Origin of the sequence: Streptomyces flavotricini, assembly GCF_020639365.1 — a bacterium.
Lineage (GTDB): Bacteria > Actinomycetota > Actinomycetes > Streptomycetales > Streptomycetaceae > Streptomyces > Streptomyces flavotricini.
This window is the reverse complement of sequence record NZ_JAINUL010000001.1, coordinates 5,499,481-5,517,409: the sequence shown is the minus strand read 5'-3', so window position 1 is coordinate 5,517,409 and position 17,929 is coordinate 5,499,481. Positions and strand designations below refer to the sequence as shown.

Below are 17,929 nucleotides of genomic sequence, written 5' to 3'. Positions count from 1 at the left end.
GCCGGGCGCCGGGGCGATGCGGAACCCCCCGTACGGGGGCTGCGCTCAGAGCGGCGGTTCGTCGTGGAGGAGGCGCTGGAAGAGGCGGTGGTCGCGCCAGGCGCCGTTGATGTGCAGGTAGCGGGGGGCGAGCCCGTACTGCTCGAACCCGGCCTTGGCCAGGACCCGCTGCGAGGCCAGGTTGTCGACGAGTGTCCCGGCCTCGACGCGGTGCAGCCCGTACGCGTCGCGGGCGATCCGGCAGACCTCCAGGGTGGCGGCGGTGGCCAGCCCCCTGCCGTGCCAGGCCCGGTCGACCCAGTAGCCGATGCCGCCGCTGCGGAAGGGGCCGAGGACGATGCTGCCGAGGTTGATCATCCCGACGGGCGCGCCGGATCCGGTCTCGACGAGCACGTACGAGGCGACGCGCCCGGCGTCGCGCTCGGCGAGCAGCGCCTCGATCCGCGCGGCCTGCCCCGCCTCGGTGAAGAACACCTCGGACCGCCACGGCTCGAAGGGCGCCATGAACTCCCGGTTGCGCGTCAGCGTGTCGGCCAGCCCGGCGGCGTCCCCGGCCTCGACGGCCCGCATCTCCACCCCGTCAATGATCACCAGGGCACGCTAGCCAACCCAGGCCGCCACATCCAGCCCCGCCCGCGTCCGGGGCGCGGGGCAGGGGGTACGGGGGTGCGAGGCGGGCGCCCCCGCACGCCACGGCGACCGACCGGTCAGTCCACCGGCGCGCATTCACCCGCGTCCAGCGCCAGCCGGTACCCCCTCTTCACCACGGTCTGGATCAGGTTCGGCACACCCAGCGCCCCCCGCAGCCGGGCCATCGCCGTCTCCACGGCGTGCTCGTCCCGCCCCGCCCCCGGCAGTGCCCGCAACAGATCCGCCCGGCCCACGACCCACCCCGGCCGCCGGGCCAGCGCCCGCAGCAGCGCCATCCCCGCGGGCGGCACCGCCCGCAGCTCCGCGTCCAGCAGCACCGCGTGCCCCCGGATCTCCATCCGGTGCCCCGCCACCGGCAGCACCCGCGCCCGCCCCGGCAGCTCCTGGCACAGCAGCTGCACCAGCGGCCCCAGCCGGAACCGCTCCGGCTGCACCGTGTCCACCCCGTGCGCCTGCAGCGGCAGCGCCGTCACCGGCCCCACGCACGCCGACAGCACGTCCCCCCGCAGCGCCGCGAGCACCGCCCCGTCCATCCCCCGCTCCCGCGCCCGCGCCAGCAGCGACGCCGCCGCCGGAGCCGAGGTGAAGCTCACCGCGTCGATCGCGCCGGCTCCGGCGGCCACCGCGTCCAGCAGCCGGTCCATCGGCGCGAGGTCCTCCGGCGCCATCCACCGGTACACGGGGACCACGACCACCTCGGCCCCGCCGGCCCGCAGCGCCTCGACGAAGCCGGGCAGCGGCTCCCCGTGCAGCTGCAGCGCGATGCGCCGCCCGGCGACCCCGGCGGCCAGCATCCGGTCGAGCACCTCCGCGAGGGATTCGGACTGCGGGGACCAGGTCTCCACCAGAGCGGCGGCCCGGACGGCCCCCTTCACCTTCGGCCCGCGCGCCAGCAGTTCGGTGGCCCGCAGCCGCGCCAGCAGCTCCTCGCCGATCCCCCACCCGTCGGCGGCCTCGATCCACCCGCGGAATCCGATCGCGGTGGTGGCGACGACCGTGTCCGGCGGGCAGGCGATCAACTCCTTCGTCGCGGCGAGCAGTTCGCTGTCGTCGGCCAGCGGCACGATCCGCAGGGCCGGGGCGTGCACGACGGTGGCCCCCCGCCGGCGCAGCAGGGCGATCAGGTCGTCCGCCCGCCGGGCCGCGGTGACCCCCACGGTGAATCCCGCGAGCGGGCCCGCCGCGGGGGTGGCCGTCGGGGTGGCCGTCGGGGTGGCCGTCGGGGTGGCGACTGTACGGGTGTCGTCCATGGTGACCTGCCTTGCCCAGTGGGTCGTCATCACGTCGCGCGATCACATGCCGCGGGAACGGAACCGAGCCTGTCAACTCGGCGTGTCAGGCTCGGTTCCGCCGTATTTCGTGTCCGTAAACCGCCGTTACACCGATGTGAGCTGCGGCTTCGCCCCGGCCCCGGTCGCCGGGAGCACCGCGGGGGCGGACCGGCGAAGGTATACCGCCCACGTCACCGCGCAGCACGCCGCGTAGAAGCCGAGGAAGGTGACGAAGGCGGCCGTCCCGGACCCGGAGGTCGAGAACGCCTCCCGGAAGGCCAGGTTGATGCCGAGGCCGCCGAGTGCGCCGACCGCGCCGATGAGCCCCATGGCGGCCCCGGACAGCCGGCGCCCGTACGCGGCCGCCGCCTCGACGCCCATGCCCCGCGCCAGCGCCTTGGCCTGGAAGATGCCGGGGATCATCTTGTACGTGGAGCCGTTCCCGAGCCCGCTGAGCACGAACAGCGCCACGAACCCGACGAGGAAGACGGGCAGCGACTCCTCGCCCGAGGCGTAGACGACGATCCCGGTCGCGCCCGCCATGGCGACGAACGTCGCGAGGGTGATCCGGGCGCCGCCGAACCGGTCCGCGAGGGCGCCCCCGACGGGCCGGATCAGCGAGCCGAGCAGCGGCCCGACGAAGGTGAGCGAGGCGGCCTGGAGGGGAGTGCGGCCGAACTGCGTCTGGAGGACGAGGCCGAAGGCGAAGCTGTAGCCGATGAAGGAACCGAAGGTTCCGATGTACAGGAACGCCATGATCCAGGTGTGGGCGTCGCGGACCGCCTCGCGGACGGCTCCGGTGTCATTGCGCACGGGCGCCAGGTTGTCCATCCGCAGCAGGGCCAGCGCCGCCGCGGCCACGATCAGCGGCAGGTAGACCGCCAGCAGCAGCCTCGGGTGCCCGGCCCCGGCGGTCCCGATGACCAGCAGGGCGACGAGCTGCACCACGGGCACGCCGATGTTCCCGCCGCCCGCGTTCAGGCCGAGCGCCCAGCCCTTCTTGCGCAGCGGGAAGAAGGCGTTGATGTTGGTCATGGAGGAGGCGAAGTTGCCGCCGCCCACACCCGTCAGCGCGGCGACCGCCAGGAAGGTCCCGTACGAGGTCCCCGGCTCCATGACGACCAGCGCGGCCCCGGTCGGCGCGAGCAGCAGCAGGGCGCTGACGACGGTCCAGTTGCGGCCGCCGAAGCGGGCGACGGCGAAGGTGTACGGCACCCGGACGAGGGCGCCCACGAAGGTGGCCGTCCCGATGAGGAAGAACTTCCCGGCCGGGTCGATCCCGTACCCGGGACCCATGAACAGCACCATCACCGACCACAGGGTCCAGATGGAGAACCCGATGTGCTCGGAGAGCACCGAGTAGAGCAGGTTCCGGCGGGCGATGCGCTCCCCGGACTCCTTCCAGAAGGTCTCGTCCTCGGGTTCCCACCGCTCGATCCAGCGGCCCCCCTTGCGCGGTGCGGTCGTACCGGTCATCACACGCCTCCACAGCTCTCGCGTCCGTGGTGACGACCGTAGGAACGGCGCGTTTCGGCCCCGGTCCCCACCGGATGACCGGCGGGAAACCTTGCACTCACCCGCCGCCGGGGCCGCCTGTGAGCGCGGCGGGGCGCCAGCTCGCCGGGGGCACCTCCAGCCAGCCGTGTCCGGCGGCGAGGAGGTCCGCGGCCCGGTGCAGCGCGTCGAGCCCGGGGTGGCTGAAACCCTTGCGCCACACCATCGACAGCGGGGACAGCGGCACCGGGTCGACCAGCGGCCGCTTCACGGACCCGGGCAGGTCGAGGAAGTCCACGGTCACCAGGACCGGATTGCGCGTCTTGGCCATGACCCGGCCGAACTCGTCCTTCCCCATGGCCACGGGCGCGGGCGGCGCGAGCGCGATCCCGCGGCCCTCCAGCAGCTCGCGGGCGAGGCCGGTCCACTCCAGGGTCCGCGGATTGCCGGCCCCCGCGTACACGCTCTCCCCGGCCAGCGCGTCCAGCGGTACGTCGGCCCGCGCGGCCAGCGGGTGCCCCTCGGGGAGCAGCACCGCGAGCGGCTCGTACCGCACGGGCCGGTGCGCGAGGCGGGCCCGCAGCGCCGGGTCCAGGCCGTCGGCGTACCCGAAGGACACGTCGAGGCGCCCGGCGGCGACCTCGGCCGCGGCGTAGGTCAGCCCGCTCTCGAAGCGGGCCATCAGCTCGCAGTCCGGGGCGAGTTCGCGGGCCCGCTCCAGGACGGTGCGGGCGGTGCTCGGCCCGTCGGTGTTGAGGTCGACGAGCAGCGCCCGGGGGCCGCCGAAGGCGGCGGCGAGCGCCTCGTGCGCGGCCAGCACCCGCCGGGCCAGGGGCAGCAGCCGCTCCCCGTCGGCGGTCAGCTCGACGGCGCGCGTGGTCCGTACGAACAGCCCCGCGCCCAGGGCTGTTTCCAGCCGCCGTACGTCGCGGCTCAGCGCCTGCTGGGCGACGTACAGGCGGGCGGCGGCGCGGGTGAAGTGCAGTTCCTCGGCCACGGCGACGAACCCGCGCAGCAGCCGGGGTTCCACATCACGGGGTATCACGCAGGGAGACTAACAACGGAACCGGGTGAATGGCTCCGGAACAGGTGTTGGACGCCCGGGGGCCCCGCGCCGGAGCCTTGGATCATGCCGCCGCTGATGACCGTGACGGGCTCGACGCTCGTGATAGCCCCCGCCCCGCACCACCACCGCCGCCCCCGCGCACAGGGCCCGTACGCCCGCCTCTTCTCGTATCCCGGGACCCGGGCCTTCACGGCCGGGAACCTGCTGGCGCGCCTGCCCATGGGCATGTTCGGCATCAGTGCGGTCATGATGATCGCCGGCCAGCGCGGCTCGTACGCCCTCGCCGGCGCGGTCACCGCCACCGGACTGGCCGCCACCGCGCTGGTCGCGCCGTGGACCGCCCGCATGGTCGACCGGTACGGCCAGGCCCGGGTCGCCGTGCCGGCGACGCTGATCGCGGTGCTCGGTTCGGTGGCACTGGTCGCCTGCGTCCGTGCGCACGCCCCCGCCTGGACCCTGTTCGCCTCGTACGCCGCCACCGCGACCACCCCCAACATCGGCGGCATGTCCCGGGCCCGCTGGACCCACCTGCTGCGCGACTCCCCCGCAGCGCACCACACGGCGATGTCGTTCGAGCAGGCCGCCGACGAGCTGTGCTACATGCTCGGCCCGGTGGTGGCGGCGTTCCTCTGCTCGGCCGCCTTCCCGGAGGCGGGCACCCTCACCGCGGCAGCCCTGCTCCTGACGGGCATGCTCCTCTTCACGGCCCAGCGCCGGACGCAGCCCCCGGCATCGCCACCCCGGGCCGGCAGCTCCCCGCTCCGCCCCCTGATGCCCGCACTGGCCCTCTTCGCTCCCCTCGGGGTGCTGTTCGGCTCGATGGAGGTGACGTCGATCGCCCACCTCGAGGCCCGCGGCCTGGGCGCCGCCACCGGCCTGGTCCTGGCCCTGCAGGCGGCGGGCTCCTGCGCGGCCGGCCTGCTCTACGGCACCCTGCGCCCCCGGACCCTGCGGACCTGCCTGATCACCTTGACCGCGGCCCTGGCCCTCCCCTGGGCGGCGGCGGCCACCGGCTCCCTCCCCCTGCTGGCCGCCGCCCTCCTCCTGGCCGGCATGGCCACGGCCCCGACCATGGTCACGGCGATGTCCCGCGTCCACGCCCTCGCCCCCGAGGGCCGCCTCAACGAGTCGATGACCCTGGCGGTGACGGCCATCCTGACGGGCATAGCCCTGGGCGCGGCCGCGGCGGGCACCCTGATCGACCACCTGGGCCCCACGACCCCCTACGCCCTCCCGGCGGCGGCGGCCGTCCTGGCCCTCCTCATCTGCCGACCGGTACGACTTTCCGGTACGAGCCAGGTACCGTAAAGACGTACCACCACCGGAGGAGCGGATCATGTCCATAAGCGCCAGTGAAGCCAGGGCGACCCTGTTCCCGCTGATCGAACGGGTCAACACCGACCACACCCCGGTGCGCATCACGTCCAGGAACGGTGACGCCGTTCTGATGTCCGCCGACGACTACGACTCCTGGCAGGAGACCGTCTACCTGCTGCGCTCCCCCGCCAACGCCCAGCGGCTGGTGGAGGCCGTCGCGCGCGACCGCGAGGGCGCGGCGTCGGTCGCCAAGAGCATGGACGAGCTGCGGCGACTGGCCGGTGGGGAGGAGTGAGGAGCGTTCACTTCGACCCTGCCGCGTGGGAGGACTTCCTGTTCTGGCTCTCCTCCGACCTGAAGATGGCCCGCCGGATCACCCGTCTGATCGGCGAGATCCGGCGCGACCCGTTCACCGGCATCGGCAAGCCCGAACCGCTGAAGGGGGAACTGTCCGGCTACGGGTCCCGCCGCATCGACGACGAGCACCGCCTCGTGTACCGGGCGGACGAGAAGGAAGTGAAGGTGCTCACGGCGCGCTACCACTACTGATGCCGCGGACGCTCCGGGCATGACGAAGGCCCCGCAGCCTGGTGGCTGCGGGGCCTTCGCCCACATGGGATGAGTGGAGATGGCGGGAATCGAACCCGCGTCCAACGGTGCAGAAGCAGGGCTTCTCCGAGCGCAGTCCGCTGCGCTTTTCTCGGCCCCGGAGATCACACGGACAAGTCTCCGACGGGCTCAGTCACTGTTTGGTTTCCCTCCAACCCCCGTGACCGGGGCTAGAGGTTTAGATCCCTAATTGACGCCAGGATCCGGACCGGGACCACTTCCGGGCTGACGCTCCTCACAGAGGCTTCAGCTCACTGTTATTAGGCAGCGAGGGTGAAGCGGGAGTTATCGCTCTTGGAGTTGGCGATTATTTTTTGCGACATGTGGTTAGCGAGATCATTGCCGCTTCCTCGGCTCGCTTCCCCTGCATCGACATCCGCTGTCGAAACCGATCATCCCCATGTTTCACGCTGTTCAATTAGATACTTCACAAACTGCTCCCACCGCGAGCGGCGGGTGCTGACGCCATGGTACGCGAAGTGGACCACGGGATGCCAGGAGATTACAGCTGACCGCGCTCCTTGCGCTTCACGGCCGAGATGACCCGGTTCGTCTCGCGCGTGTCCTGCTTCTCGCGCAGCGCCTGGCGCTTGTCGTACTCCTTCTTGCCCTTCGCCAGCGCGATCTCGACCTTCGCACGGCCGTCCTTGAAGTACAGCGAGAGCGGCACGATCGTGTTGCCCGTCTCGCCGGTCTTCGAGTCCAGCTTGTCGATCTCCTCGCGGTGCAGCAGGAGCTTGCGCTTGCGGCGGGCGCTGTGGTTGGTCCAGGTGCCCTGGCTGTACTCCGGCACGTGCACGTTGTAGAGCCAGGCCTCGCCGCTCTCCACCGACACGAACCCGTCCACCAGCGAGGCCCGGCCCTGGCGCAGGGACTTGACCTCGGTACCCGTGAGCACGAGGCCGCACTCGTAGGTGTCGATGATCGTGTAGTCGTGCCGCGCCTTCTTGTTCTGGGCGATCAGCTTGCGCCCTGTTTCCTTAGCCATAGTGCGCTCATTTTCGCACTACGGACCCACCCCGAGGCCACCCAATACCGTGCGGGCCCGTTCCTCGGCCCCCTCGCCCGCCGCGAGGTCGGGGGTGATGCCGCTGCCGTCGAGGCTGCGGCCGGCCGGGGTGCGGTACGTGCCCACCGTCAGCTCCGCCACCGAGCCGTCCGGGAGCGGCGTCGGCATCTGCACCGAGCCCTTGCCGAAGGTCCTCGTGCCCACCGCCACCGCGCGGCCGCGGTCCTGGAGGGCGCCCGTCACCAGCTCCGCCGCGCTCATCGTGCCGCCGTCGACCAGCGTCACCAGGGGCCTCGCGGTGTCCCCGCCCGGGCTCGCGTACAGGGCGCGCTGGGCCCCGCGTACGTCGTACGTGGCCACCAGCCCGCCGTCCAGGAACGCCGAGGCGGCCGTCACGGCCTCGGTGACGAGACCGCCCGGGTTGCCGCGCAGGTCGAGCATGAAGCCGGTGCCCGGCCCGGCCGCGCGGACGGCGGCCCGGACCTGTTCGCCCGAGCCGCGGCTGAAGGAGGCGACCTTGATGACGGTGATCCCGCCCGGGAGTTCCCGTACGGTCACGGGCTCGGTGTGCAGCTGCTCGCGGCGCAGGGTCTCGGTGAGGTCGGCGCCGTCCCGGGTGAGGTGCAGGACGACCGGGGTGCCGGCGCCGCCGCGCAGCAGGGCGACCACGTCGCCGACGCGCAGGCCGGTGACGGCGTGGCCGTCGACGCTCAGCAGCCGGTCCCCGGCGCGCAGGCCGGAACGGTCGGCGGGACTGCCGGGCTGGACCTTCTCGACGGCGATGCGGTCGTCCCGGCGGCTCTCGATCCAGAGGCCGACTCCGGTCCAGCGGCCGTCGAGGTCCTCGGTGAAGGCGGCGTACTCGCCCTGGTCGTAGACCATGCCCCAGCGGTCGCCGCTGCGGCTGACCACTTCCTCGGCGGCCTTCTTGCCGGATTTGCCCTCGGCGGCGGCTTCGGCCGCGGCGCGGGCGACGGCCTCGCGGTCGGCCGTCGCGGTCCCGGTCCCGGCCTCCCGGGAAGCCTCGGGTCCGGCCGCGGGATTCTGCGTACCGGCGGCCGCTAACCCGGCGCCGACGGCGTCCGCGCGGTCCCAGCAGCCGGTACCCGCCGCCGTGCCCACGGCTGCGATGAAGGCCAACGTCAGAGCGGCCCCGCGACGCAGGTCGCGGGGCCGGAGACAGAAGGCGGGCAGTCCCGGCATGGCGCCGAGTCTAGGACAAGCCCCGTGGAGGCACGGCGGGTTGGGCGGACCTCACACGGGGCGCTCGTCACACCTTCAGGTACTTGCGCAATGCGATGAAAGCGGCCAGCGAGGGCATCAGCACCCCGATGACCAGCACCAACGGCAGCTTCGTCAACACGGAGTCCCAGCCGATGAAGTTGATCAGCTCCATCTTCGTGCGCAGCGAGGCGCCGTGGTCGATGACGAAGTACTGGCCGGCGCCGAGCATGGCGCAGGCGAACACGGCGCCGATGAGGCCCGCGAAGGCCGCCTCCATGATGAACGGCACCTGGATGTAGAAGCTGGAGGCGCCCACGAGCCGCATGATCCCCGTCTCCCGCCGCCGGCTGAAGGCGGAGACGCGCACGGTGTTGACGATCAGCAGCAGGGCCACGATCAGCATGATGAGCATGATGCCGAGGGCGGCCCAGTTGAGGTAGCCGAGCATCGTGAAGAGGTTGTCGAGCTCGGTGTGCTGGTCGGCGACCGACTGGACGCCGTCGCGGCCCGCGAAGGCGGTCGTGATGACCTTGTACTTCTCGGGCTGCTTGAGCTTCACCCGGAAGGAGTCGGGCATCTGGTCCGGGGTGATCACCGAAGCGAGCGCGGTGTGCCCGAAGCGCTCCTTGTAGTGCTTGTAGGCCTCGTCGGAGGACTCGTAGTGGACCGTCTCGACGAGGTCCATCTTCTTCAGGTCGGTCTCGATCTGCTGCTTCTGCTCGGGAGTGACCGCGCCCTTGGCACAGGCCTTGCTCCCGCTCTCGCCGTTGTCCTCCGCGTCGCTCTTGTTGCAGAGGTAGATCGAGACGTTGACCTTGTCGTACCAGTAGCCCTTCATCTTGCTCACCTGGTCGCGCATGAGCAGGGAACCGCCGAACAGGGCCAGCGACAGGGCCACGGAGATGATGACCGCGAAGGTCATGGTGAGATTGCGGCGGAGGCCTACGCCGATCTCCGACATGACGAACTGGGCGCGCATGACGTCTCAAGGGCCTTTCAGTGCTGGTAGCCGTAGACGCCGCGCGACTGGTCGCGCACGAGTCGGCCCTGTTCGAGTTCGATGACGCGCTTGCGCATCTGGTCCACGATCTGCTGGTCGTGCGTGGCCATGATCACGGTGGTGCCGGTCCGGTTGATCCGGTCCAGCAGCTTCATGATGCCGACCGAGGTCTGCGGGTCGAGGTTGCCGGTGGGCTCGTCCGCGATGAGGAGGGCCGGCCGGTTGACGAACGCGCGGGCGATGGCCACGCGCTGCTGCTCACCGCCGGAGAGCTCGCCGGGCATGCGGTCCTCTTTGCCACCGAGGCCCACGAGCTCCAGGACCTGCGGGACGGCCTTGCGGATCTCGCCCCTCGGCTTGCCGATGACCTCTTGGGCGAAGGCGACGTTTTCGGCCACCGTCTTGTTGGGGAGCAGGCGGAAGTCCTGGAAGACGGTCCCCAGCTGGCGCCGCATCTGCGGGACCTTCCAGTTGGAGAGCTTGGCGAGGTCCTTGCCGAGGACGTGGACCTGGCCGTGGCTCGCCCGCTCCTCGCGCAGCACCAGCCGCAGGAAGGTGGACTTGCCGGAGCCGGAGGAGCCGACCAGGAAGACGAACTCGCCCTTCGCGATGTCCAGGGAGACATCTCTGAGTGCGGGGCGGTTCTGCTTCGGGTAGGACTTGGAGACGTTGTCGAATCGGATCACGGGTGCACCACGGTCGCCGGGAGTAGGTGTGCGGAGTCGGTGTGCGTGACCATACGCGAACGGGCGGGGGGTGGGGGCCCGGCGTCCGGAGTTGCCCGATATATCCCCTGGTCCGGGGGGGGATCGTCCAGGGATGGTCCGTGATTGCCCGGACGGGCCGCGCCGAATGTCGCCGGAGCTGGCACAGTGGTAGGGGAACGGAGTCGTTCCTTCAGGCGTTGTTCAAGTTGTTCGTTGTTCAAGGGGACGAGAGGAGGAGAGCGCATGACGTATGACCGGCTCGTGTGCGCGAACTGCGCCGCGCCCGTCAGCCAGGGTCGCTGCCCGGTGTGCCGGGCGAACCGGGAGCGCCTCCAGCAGCAGGAGGGCCCCTTCGGCGGCCTGAACCCGATGGCGCTCATCGTGCTCCTGGTGGTCCTCGTCGCGGCCCTGGCCCTGCTGGCCCAGCAGACGGCGTAGCTCGGCGCAGCTCCCCCCGCCGCGCCCCGATCATCGACGCGGACAGCAGACGGAGAAGGGCCCGGACACCTGAGGTGTCCGGGCCCTTCGCGCGTCCGGTTCCCGCTACGCGTGCCGTTCCCGCTAAGCGGTCTGCTCCTGCTGCTTGCGCCAGCGGATGCCGGCCTCGAGGAAGCCGTCGATCTCGCCGTCGAGCACCGCCTGCGGGTTGCCGACCTCGAACTCCGTCCGCAGGTCCTTGACCATCTGGTACGGGTGCAGGACGTACGACCGCATCTGGTTGCCCCAGGAGCTTCCGCCGTCCTTGAGGGCGTCCATCTTGTCCTTCTCCTCCTGGCGGCGCCGCTCCAGCAGCTTGGCCTGGAGCACGTTCATCGCGCTGGCCTTGTTCTGGATCTGCGAGCGCTCGTTCTGGCAGGAGACGACGATGCCGGTCGGGATGTGCGTGATGCGCACCGCGGAGTCCGTCGTGTTGACTCCCTGGCCACCGGGGCCGGAGGCCCGGTACACGTCCACGCGCAGCTCGGCCTCGTCGATCTCGACGTGGTCGCTGGTCTCGACGACCGGCAGCACCTCGACGCCGGCGAAGGACGTCTGGCGGCGGCCCTGGTTGTCGAAGGGCGAGATGCGCACGAGGCGGTGGGTGCCCTGCTCGACCGAGAGGGTGCCGTAGGCGTACGGGGCCTTGACGACGAAGGTGGTCGACTTGATGCCGGCCTCTTCCGCGTACGAGGTCTCGTAGATCTCGGTGGGGTAGCCGTGGCGCTCGGCCCAGCGCAGGTACATGCGCTGCAGGCGCTCGGCGAAGTCGGAGGCGTCGACGCCGCCGGCCTCGGCGCGGATGTTGACCAGCGCCTCGCGCTCGGCGTACTCGCCGGAGAGCAGGGTGCGGACCTCCATCTCGTCCAGCGCCTTGCGCACGGAGACCAGCTCCGTCTCCGCCTCCGCGAGGGTGTCCGCGTCGTCCATCTCCTGGGCGAGGTCGAACAGCACCGCGAGGTCGTCGATGCGCCCGCGCAGGGTCTCGGTCTTGCGGACCTCGGCCTGGAGGTGCGAAAGCTTGCTCGTGATCTTCTGAGCGGCCTCCGGGTCGTCCCACAGGGACGGCGCGGCGGCCTGCTCCTCGAGCACGGCGATTTCTGCCCTCAGCTTGTCGAGGTCCAGGACGGCCTCGATCGACCCCATGGTCGAGGAGAGGGACTTCAGCTCTTCGGAAACATCGACGACTGCCACGGGTCCAGCGTAGCCGGTCCGCGGGCGGCACTGTCCGGCCAGGCCGGTTCACCCGTTCTGATGAACGCGGGAACGGGCGTACGCTCACGGTATGAATCTGCTCCTCGTCAAGCGCCGCCATGTGGACCACATGCGTGTCACGACGACGAGCTGTCTGCCGCCGGACCATCCCCAAGCCTGATCCACCCCGATCCGACTTGGTCCTGTACGCGGCCCAAGCGGCTCCGGCTCCATCCCTGCCGGCGGCCCTCCCCATCCGCTGCCCCGACACCTCTGGGGAACAGGACCCCGTGACATCCGAAACGGAGACGTCATGCCGTCCGCGCACAACGATCTTTCCGCCGGTTCCGCAGCTCCGGCGCTCCCCGTCATCGACCTGTCGCAGGCCGACGACCCGGCCCAGCGGGCCGACTTCCTGAAGAAGCTGCACGCCGTGGCCCGGGACACCGGCTTCCTGTACCTCACCGGGCACGGGATCACCGAGTCGGAGACCGCCCGCATCCTTGAGCTGACCAAGGCTTTCTTCGCCCTGCCGGAGGCCGACCGGCTCGCCGTGAGCAATCTGAACTCGCCGCACTTCCGCGGGTACACCCGCATCGGCCACGAGCTGACCGGCGGGGCCTCCGACTGGCGCGACCAGCTGGACGTCGGCGCCGAGCGGCCGGCGCCGGAGCTGGGGCCGGACGACCCGGCGTTCCTGTGGCTGGAGGGCCCGAACCAGTGGCCGCAGGCGCTGCCGGAGCTGCGGCCGGTGGTGCTGGAGTGGCAGGCCCGGCTGGCGGCGGTGGCGCACCGGCTGCTGCGTGAGCTGCTGACCGCGATCGGGGCGCCGTCCGACTTCTTCGACGAGGCGTTCGCGGACCGTCCGCACCTGCACACGAAGCTGATCCGCTACCCGGGATCGGCCCCCTCCGGGGCCGGCCAGGGGGTCGGGGCGCACAAGGACTACGGGTTCCTGACGCTGCTGCTGCAGGACGGGGTGGGCGGACTGCAGGTACGGCAGGGGGACGGGTTCCTGGACATCCCGCCGCTGCCGGGGGCGTTCGTGGTCAACCTGGGCGAGCTGCTGGAGATCGCGACGGAGGGGTACCTGGTGGCCACGGACCACCGGGTGGTCAGCCCGCCCGGCGCGGTGGAGCGGTACTCGGTGCCGTTCTTCTACAACCCGCGGCTGGACGCGGTGATCGAGACGGTGCCGGGCGAGTACCTGCGGTCGGCGCCGGGCGTCGCGCACGACGCGTCGAACCCGCTGCACGCGCAGTACGGCCGCAACGAGCTCAAGGGCTGGACCCGGGCCCACCCGGCGGTGGCCCGCCGCTGGCACCCGGAACTCATCGACGCGTAGCCGCCCGGTTCCCGGGCCCGCACGAAGGCCCCGGCACCCCGGTTCCGGCCGGGGGGCGTCCGCAAAGGAGCGCCGTCCGCCCCGAGGGCGGCCCCGCGGCGGGACTTTGCGGACACCCCACTAGGGCCGGGCCGGGGTGGAGTGCTTCGTGTCCTGCGGCGGCGGCTCGTCGCCGGAGGCGGCCAGCCAGGTGCCCACGCCGAGCGCGGCGGCCAGCGCCACGGCCCCGGCCGTCAGGGCCAGGCGCCGCTTGCGGGCCGTCTCCGCCCGGTGCCGGGCCGATCCCGGGCGGTGGCCGCCCGCGGGGCGCGGGACGCGCGCCGTGCCCAGCGCGCCCCCGGCCAGCTCGTCCGGCCCGGGAACCCGCATCGAGGTGTGCGTGTCCCGGTTCGAGTCGGTCGCCGAGCCGGGAACCAGCGGGACCACGCCCCGTCGGCGGACCGGCCCGTCGGTTTCCACCGGCTCCGCCGGCTCCGGGTCCGGATCGGGTTCGTACGGCTCGTCCACGTCCAGCGGCGGCATCCCGGCCAGGAGGGGGAGCAGGTCGCGCAGCCGCAGCGAGAGCTCCGACGCCCTCAGCCGCGAGGCCGGCGCCTTGGCCAGGCACTGCACGATCAGCTGCCACAGCTCGTCCGGGATCCCGGGGAGCGGGACCACCGTCTCCGTCACGTGCCGGCGCAGTACCGCGCCCGGGTGGCCCCCGCCGAACGGCGTGAAGCCCGCCAGCAGCTCGTACAACACCGTGGCCAGGGCATATATGTCCACGGCCGCCCTGGGCGGCAGGCCCTCCACGATCTCCGGAGCCAGGTAGTCCGGCGTGCCGATGATCCGGGTCGTCGGGGCCGAGGCCCGCGTCGTACCGGGCGCCCCGGACGCCGCCCGCCGCGGCGAGTCGATCAGCTTGGCCACGCCGAAGTCGGTCAGCAGCGCCGGGTGCGAGCCGCCGGGGCCCAGCGGCCCCTGCATGTCCAGCAGGACGTTCTCGGGCTTCACGTCCCGGTGCACGACCCCCGCCGCGTGCGCCGCCGCCAGCGCGTCGGCGACGTCCGCGACGATCGCCACGGCCGCCTCTGGGGCGAGCCGCCGCTCCCGGTCGAGGCGCGTGCGCAGGTCCGTACCGCGCACGAGGTCCATGACCAGGGCGAGGTCGTTGCCGTCGACGACGAGGTCGCGGACGGAGACGATGTGCGGGTGGTCCAGGCCGAGCAGCGCACTGCGCTCCTGGACGAAGCGTCCGACCAGCTCCTGGTCGGACGCGAGGTCCTCGCGCAGCAGTTTGACGGCGACGGGCCCGTCAGGCCCCTCGCCCAGCCACACCGTGCCCGCGCTGCCGCGCCCCAGGATCTGGTGCGCGGTGTACCGGCTGCCGATCTTCCGTGCCACGACTGCTCCCTCAGCGGCTGGCGTACGCACCAAAGCTACGCGGCCGGATGGGGGTTGAACGCCCCGGAACACGGCGACCTTCACTTCTGGGGGCGAAATCACGTCCTGGAAGTCGACAAATCCACAACCCAGTCGCCGAAGTCGGTGCTACGGGGCCCCGGTTCAGGGCGTGCCGCCGCCCGAGCCGCTGCTGCCTGCGGTATCGCCGAGCGCGGTGACCCAGTCGACGATGTCGGAGCCCCAGGTCCACAGCTGGTCCCACCAGCCCTTGCCGGTGCCGACCCACTCCTGGAGCGGGGTGAGCTCCCAGACCAGCCAGCCCGCCACCACGAACAGCAGGATCATCACCAGGCAGCCCTTGAGGCAGCCCAGGCCCGGGATCTTGACCGGGTTGGCGCTGCGGGGGCGCGGCTCGCGCGGTTCCCGGGGCGCCCGCGGCGGCGGGGCCTGCGGGGGCTGCTGCTGCGGCGCCTGCCGCTGGGGCTGGGGCTGCCGCTGGGGCTGCTGCTGGTACGGGGCCTGCTGCGGCTGCTGGTACTGCTGGGGCGGCGGCTGCTGCTGGTAGTACGGCTGCTGTGGGGGCTGCTGGTACTGCGGCTGCTGCTGGTACTGCTGAGGCGGCGGGCCCTGGCGGTACTGCGGGGGCTGCTGGGGCCGCTGCTGCGGCGGCGGGGGCGCCTGCCGCTGCGGGCGCCGGCGCAGGGGGTCCTCGCTCGGGTCGAGGTACTGCATCTGCGTCTGCTCGTTGCGGTCGCGCGCGGCCCGCATCTGCGACTGCCACGGGTGCGGCGCGTCCGGCTGCTGCACCGGGGGCATGACCGAGGTGGGGTCCGCGCCGGGACCGCCCGGGCCGCCCGTGGCGGGCAGCACCGAGGTGGCGTCGGCCGCGCCGACCGGCGGGAGCACGCTGGTCATGCCGTTCGGGTCGTACGCGCCCATCGGCGAAGCGGCGGCGGCACGGCTCGGCAGCACCTGGGTCGGGTCGGCGGCGCCGCCGGCCCCTGGCGTCTCGGGGACCGGCGCCGGAGAGGGGTCGGGCGCGAGCAGCGCGCCGACGCCGAGGGCCGCCTCCACCTCGGAGGGGGCGCTGTGCACGCCGATGCCGGAGGCGACCACGCGCAGCCCGCGGGCCAGGTTCTCGGCGCTGGGGCGCTCGTTCGGCTCCTTGCGCAGGCAGCGCTCGATGACGATCCAGAGCGGCTCGGGCACGTTCGGCGGCCGCTGCGGGTCCTCGCTGAGGTGGCGGTGGAGGACTTCGAGGGCGGTGCCGCCAGCGAACGGCGGGCGTCCGGTGACCAGTTCGTAGAGCAGGATGCCGGCGCCGTAGATGTCGACGGCGGAGGTCTGCGGGCGGCCCTCGGCGGACTCGGGGGCCACGTAGGCGGGGGTGCCGACGAACTCGTGCGTGCGCGTCAGGCCCGGGGAGTCGGCGAGGCGCGCGATGCCGAAGTCGGTGAGCATCGGCTTCATCTGGCCGCCGCGCTCGTCGAGCAGGACGTTGGCCGGCTTCAGGTCGCGGTGGACCACGCCGTCGGCGTGGCTGGCGGCGAGCGCGTCCGCGATCTGGGCGGTCAGCAGGCTCGCGGCGACCGGCGTGAAGGGGCCGTTCTGCCGGATGTACTTGTGCAGGTCCGGACCGTCGATCAGGTCCATGACCAGGGCGAGCAGATCGCCCTCGACGACGAGGTCCCGGGTGCGCACGATGTTGGGGTGCGTCAGGCGCAGCAGGACCGAGCGCTCGCGCAGGAAGCGCATGACGATGTCCGCGTCCTGGGCCAGCTCCTCCTTGAGGACCTTGATGGCCACGGTCTCGCCGGGCTGCCCGGCGACGGCTGCCTCCGCGCCGGCGGTCTCCCGCTGGCGGGCACGCCAGACGGTGCCCGTGGCGCCGCGTCCGAGCGGCTCCTCGAGCAGGTACTTGCTGCCGACTGGCCGCACGTCTCGCGCTCCCTGCTGTCGTCCTGCTGTGGTTCGTTTTCGTGCTTCTTTTTTCCGGCCCACTCTAGGGGGTGTCGTCGGGGAAGACGCGGGACGCCGTAGGTTGGTTGCCGCACATTTGTACGAAGGGTGAGGTTTGAGGGGTATGCCAGGGGCGATTTTCCCCGGCCGCGCTCCGCTTTTCGGCCAGGCCGCACGCGCGGGCGTGTACGCGACACGCGCAGGGGTGTGATCATTCAAGATCATTTATTGCCGGGTGGCGGGCGTGTTGTCGGCGACAGGTGCGAGGATGCACCCGTACGGAACGGCCGGGACGGGAGCCCGCGTTCCGGGCAGACCTGACCGGACGACGCGCCGTGCCGGGTGGGGGGTTGATCGGGCGGCCATGCCCGTCGTACCCCTGCCGGGCGCACGCACCGCGCACCGCGCAGAAGGGACCGCTGACGGCGATGCAGATCCGGCTGACCGTCCTTGGGTCGCGCAGCGGCCACCAGACCGCGCCCGCCGGCTGTGACGTGCTCGTCACCGCGCCCGTGGGCACCGCGCTCGCCGCCGTGGCCTCCGGGCTGGCGGCGACCGTCGGGGGGCCCGACACCGGCGGCACGGTCGTGCTGTACGCCGGTACGGAGCGGCTGGACCTCCAGCGCCGGGTCCTCGGGGAGCCGCCGCTGGTGGACGGGGCGGTGCTGGGGCTGCACGCGCCGGTGCCGGGCGTCCTGCCGGACGGGGACGTCCTGCCGGGCGGGACGGACGGCGCGCAGCTGCACGTGGTGGCGGGGCCGGACGCGGGCGGGGTGCACCTGCTGCACCCGGGGGCGATCCGGATCGGGCGCTCGGCCGATGCCGATGTCCCGCTGGACGATCCGGACGTGTCGCGGCTGCACTGCGCGGTGACGGTGATGCCGGACGGCCGGGTGACCGTGGCCGACCTGGACTCGACGAACGGCACGACGGTGGACGGCGCGGTGGTCGGCGCGCGGCCGGTGTCCCTGGCGCCGGGGGCGCTGCTGCGCATCGGCGAATCGACGCTCCGCCTGGCCACCGGCGCCCCGGCCGCCCTCCAGGTGGTCGCGGACCTGGAAGGCCACCTGTCCCTCCCGGCCCGCCCGGCCGCACGCGACGCCGCACCCGACGCCTCCGGCGCGGGGTGGAGCGGCGGGCCCGGCTCCGGGCGGGCGCCCGCCGCGCCGTCCGGCGACGCGTGGGCCGGCGCGGAGCACGGCTCCGCCGGGCCCGGGTGGAGC

The 17,929-nt window shown here is 72.5% G+C and carries 17 protein-coding genes and 1 other RNA gene; 6 read left to right on the top strand and 12 right to left on the bottom strand.

What is annotated here, in order from left to right:
- Positions 1–45: 45 nt before the first annotated feature.
- The 4 genes from K7B10_RS25070 to K7B10_RS25055 all read right to left on the bottom strand — a co-directional run bounded on the left by K7B10_RS25070 (position 46) and on the right by K7B10_RS25055 (position 4,461).
- Complete coding sequence (locus K7B10_RS25070; protein WP_267502337.1) at positions 46–570, bottom strand: GNAT family N-acetyltransferase; 525 nt, start codon at positions 568–570, stop codon at positions 46–48.
- A 137-nt stretch (positions 571–707) separates the two neighbouring features.
- Positions 708–1,901 (bottom strand): uroporphyrinogen-III synthase, encoded by a 1,194-nt coding sequence (locus K7B10_RS25065; RefSeq protein WP_229339301.1) that lies wholly within the window; start codon positions 1,899–1,901, stop codon positions 708–710.
- Positions 1,902–2,027: 126 nt separating this feature from the next.
- Positions 2,028–3,398, bottom strand: a complete 1,371-nt coding sequence (locus K7B10_RS25060) for a nitrate/nitrite transporter (RefSeq protein ID WP_229339299.1) — start codon at positions 3,396–3,398, stop codon at positions 2,028–2,030.
- 97 nt (positions 3,399–3,495) lie between these two features.
- A complete protein-coding gene (locus tag K7B10_RS25055; RefSeq protein WP_229339296.1) occupies positions 3,496–4,461 on the bottom strand; it encodes a LysR family transcriptional regulator in 966 nt (321 codons plus the stop codon).
- An 84-nt stretch (positions 4,462–4,545) separates the two neighbouring features.
- Here K7B10_RS25055 and K7B10_RS25050 point away from each other — a divergent pair, with 84 nt between their 5' ends.
- The 3 genes from K7B10_RS25050 to K7B10_RS25040 are packed head-to-tail and all read left to right on the top strand — an operon-like array spanning position 4,546 to position 6,348.
- Positions 4,546–5,790, top strand: a complete 1,245-nt coding sequence (locus tag K7B10_RS25050) for an MFS transporter (RefSeq protein ID WP_229339294.1) — start codon at positions 4,546–4,548, stop codon at positions 5,788–5,790.
- A gap of 28 nt (positions 5,791–5,818) precedes the next feature.
- Entirely contained in the window at positions 5,819–6,094 is a 276-nt protein-coding gene (locus K7B10_RS25045) for a type II toxin-antitoxin system Phd/YefM family antitoxin (protein WP_229339292.1), read from the top strand.
- Complete coding sequence (locus K7B10_RS25040) at positions 6,091–6,348, top strand: Txe/YoeB family addiction module toxin (protein ID WP_308284635.1); 258 nt, start codon at positions 6,091–6,093, stop codon at positions 6,346–6,348. The genes K7B10_RS25045 and K7B10_RS25040 overlap by 4 nt, the downstream gene beginning before the upstream one ends.
- Positions 6,349–6,419: 71 nt before the next feature.
- Here the strand turns inward: K7B10_RS25040 and ssrA are convergent.
- The 5 genes from ssrA to ftsE all read right to left on the bottom strand — a co-directional run bounded on the left by ssrA (position 6,420) and on the right by ftsE (position 10,327).
- Positions 6,420–6,808, bottom strand: a transfer-messenger RNA (tmRNA) gene (gene ssrA, locus K7B10_RS25035).
- A gap of 102 nt (positions 6,809–6,910) precedes the next feature.
- Positions 6,911–7,396, bottom strand: a complete 486-nt coding sequence (smpB, locus tag K7B10_RS25030) for an SsrA-binding protein SmpB (protein WP_030866646.1) — start codon at positions 7,394–7,396, stop codon at positions 6,911–6,913.
- Positions 7,397–7,414: 18 nt separating this feature from the next.
- Complete coding sequence (locus K7B10_RS25025) at positions 7,415–8,620, bottom strand: S41 family peptidase (protein WP_229339290.1); 1,206 nt, start codon at positions 8,618–8,620, stop codon at positions 7,415–7,417.
- Positions 8,621–8,687: 67 nt separating this feature from the next.
- Complete coding sequence (gene ftsX, locus K7B10_RS25020) at positions 8,688–9,620, bottom strand: permease-like cell division protein FtsX (protein ID WP_229339288.1); 933 nt, start codon at positions 9,618–9,620, stop codon at positions 8,688–8,690.
- Between the two features lie 17 nt (positions 9,621–9,637).
- A complete protein-coding gene (ftsE, locus tag K7B10_RS25015) occupies positions 9,638–10,327 on the bottom strand; it encodes a cell division ATP-binding protein FtsE (protein ID WP_030161344.1) in 690 nt (229 codons plus the stop codon).
- Between the two features lie 264 nt (positions 10,328–10,591).
- Between ftsE and K7B10_RS25010 the strand changes: the two genes are divergently transcribed.
- A complete protein-coding gene (locus tag K7B10_RS25010; RefSeq protein ID WP_229339286.1) occupies positions 10,592–10,786 on the top strand; it encodes a hypothetical protein in 195 nt (64 codons plus the stop codon).
- A gap of 123 nt (positions 10,787–10,909) precedes the next feature.
- On the opposite strand, the gene prfB is transcribed toward K7B10_RS25010, so the two are convergent.
- Positions 10,910–12,019 (bottom strand): peptide chain release factor 2, encoded by a 1,110-nt coding sequence (prfB, locus tag K7B10_RS25005; RefSeq protein WP_030866654.1) that lies wholly within the window; start codon positions 12,017–12,019, stop codon positions 10,910–10,912.
- A gap of 313 nt (positions 12,020–12,332) precedes the next feature.
- Here prfB and K7B10_RS25000 point away from each other — a divergent pair, with 313 nt between their 5' ends.
- Positions 12,333–13,364 carry an isopenicillin N synthase family dioxygenase gene (locus K7B10_RS25000; RefSeq protein ID WP_229339284.1) on the top strand — a complete coding sequence of 344 codons (1,032 nt, stop codon included), beginning with the start codon at positions 12,333–12,335 and terminating at the stop codon, positions 13,362–13,364.
- Between the two features lie 120 nt (positions 13,365–13,484).
- Here the strand turns inward: K7B10_RS25000 and K7B10_RS24995 are convergent, their stop codons facing one another.
- Positions 13,485–14,747: a serine/threonine-protein kinase gene (locus tag K7B10_RS24995; protein WP_229339282.1), complete on the bottom strand. Its 1,263-nt coding sequence runs from the start codon at positions 14,745–14,747 to the stop codon at positions 13,485–13,487.
- 162 nt (positions 14,748–14,909) lie between these two features.
- Complete coding sequence (locus K7B10_RS24990) at positions 14,910–16,685, bottom strand: serine/threonine-protein kinase (RefSeq protein WP_229339280.1); 1,776 nt, start codon at positions 16,683–16,685, stop codon at positions 14,910–14,912.
- 449 nt (positions 16,686–17,134) lie between these two features.
- Here K7B10_RS24990 and K7B10_RS24985 point away from each other — a divergent pair.
- On the top strand, positions 17,135–17,929 hold a 795-nt coding region (locus K7B10_RS24985), incomplete at its 3' end, for an FHA domain-containing protein (protein WP_229339278.1).

Excerpts from the sequence above, each read along its gene's own strand:
- K7B10_RS25070 (WP_267502337.1), bottom strand. The coding sequence starts at position 570 with ATGCGGGCCGTCGAGGCCGGGGACGCCGCCGGGCTGGCCGACACGCTG.
- K7B10_RS25065 (WP_229339301.1), bottom strand. The coding sequence starts at position 1,901 with ATGGACGACACCCGTACAGTCGCCACCCCGACGGCCACCCCGACGGCC.
- K7B10_RS25060 (WP_229339299.1), bottom strand. The coding sequence starts at position 3,398 with ATGACCGGTACGACCGCACCGCGCAAGGGGGGCCGCTGGATCGAGCGG.
- K7B10_RS25050 (WP_229339294.1), top strand. The coding sequence starts at position 4,546 with ATGCCGCCGCTGATGACCGTGACGGGCTCGACGCTCGTGATAGCCCCC.
- K7B10_RS25045 (WP_229339292.1), top strand. The coding sequence starts at position 5,819 with ATGTCCATAAGCGCCAGTGAAGCCAGGGCGACCCTGTTCCCGCTGATC.
- smpB (WP_030866646.1), bottom strand. The coding sequence starts at position 7,396 with ATGGCTAAGGAAACAGGGCGCAAGCTGATCGCCCAGAACAAGAAGGCG.
- K7B10_RS25025 (WP_229339290.1), bottom strand. The coding sequence starts at position 8,620 with ATGCCGGGACTGCCCGCCTTCTGTCTCCGGCCCCGCGACCTGCGTCGC.
- ftsX (WP_229339288.1), bottom strand. The coding sequence starts at position 9,620 with ATGCGCGCCCAGTTCGTCATGTCGGAGATCGGCGTAGGCCTCCGCCGC.
- K7B10_RS25010 (WP_229339286.1), top strand. The coding sequence starts at position 10,592 with ATGACGTATGACCGGCTCGTGTGCGCGAACTGCGCCGCGCCCGTCAGC.
- K7B10_RS25000 (WP_229339284.1), top strand. The coding sequence starts at position 12,333 with ATGCCGTCCGCGCACAACGATCTTTCCGCCGGTTCCGCAGCTCCGGCG.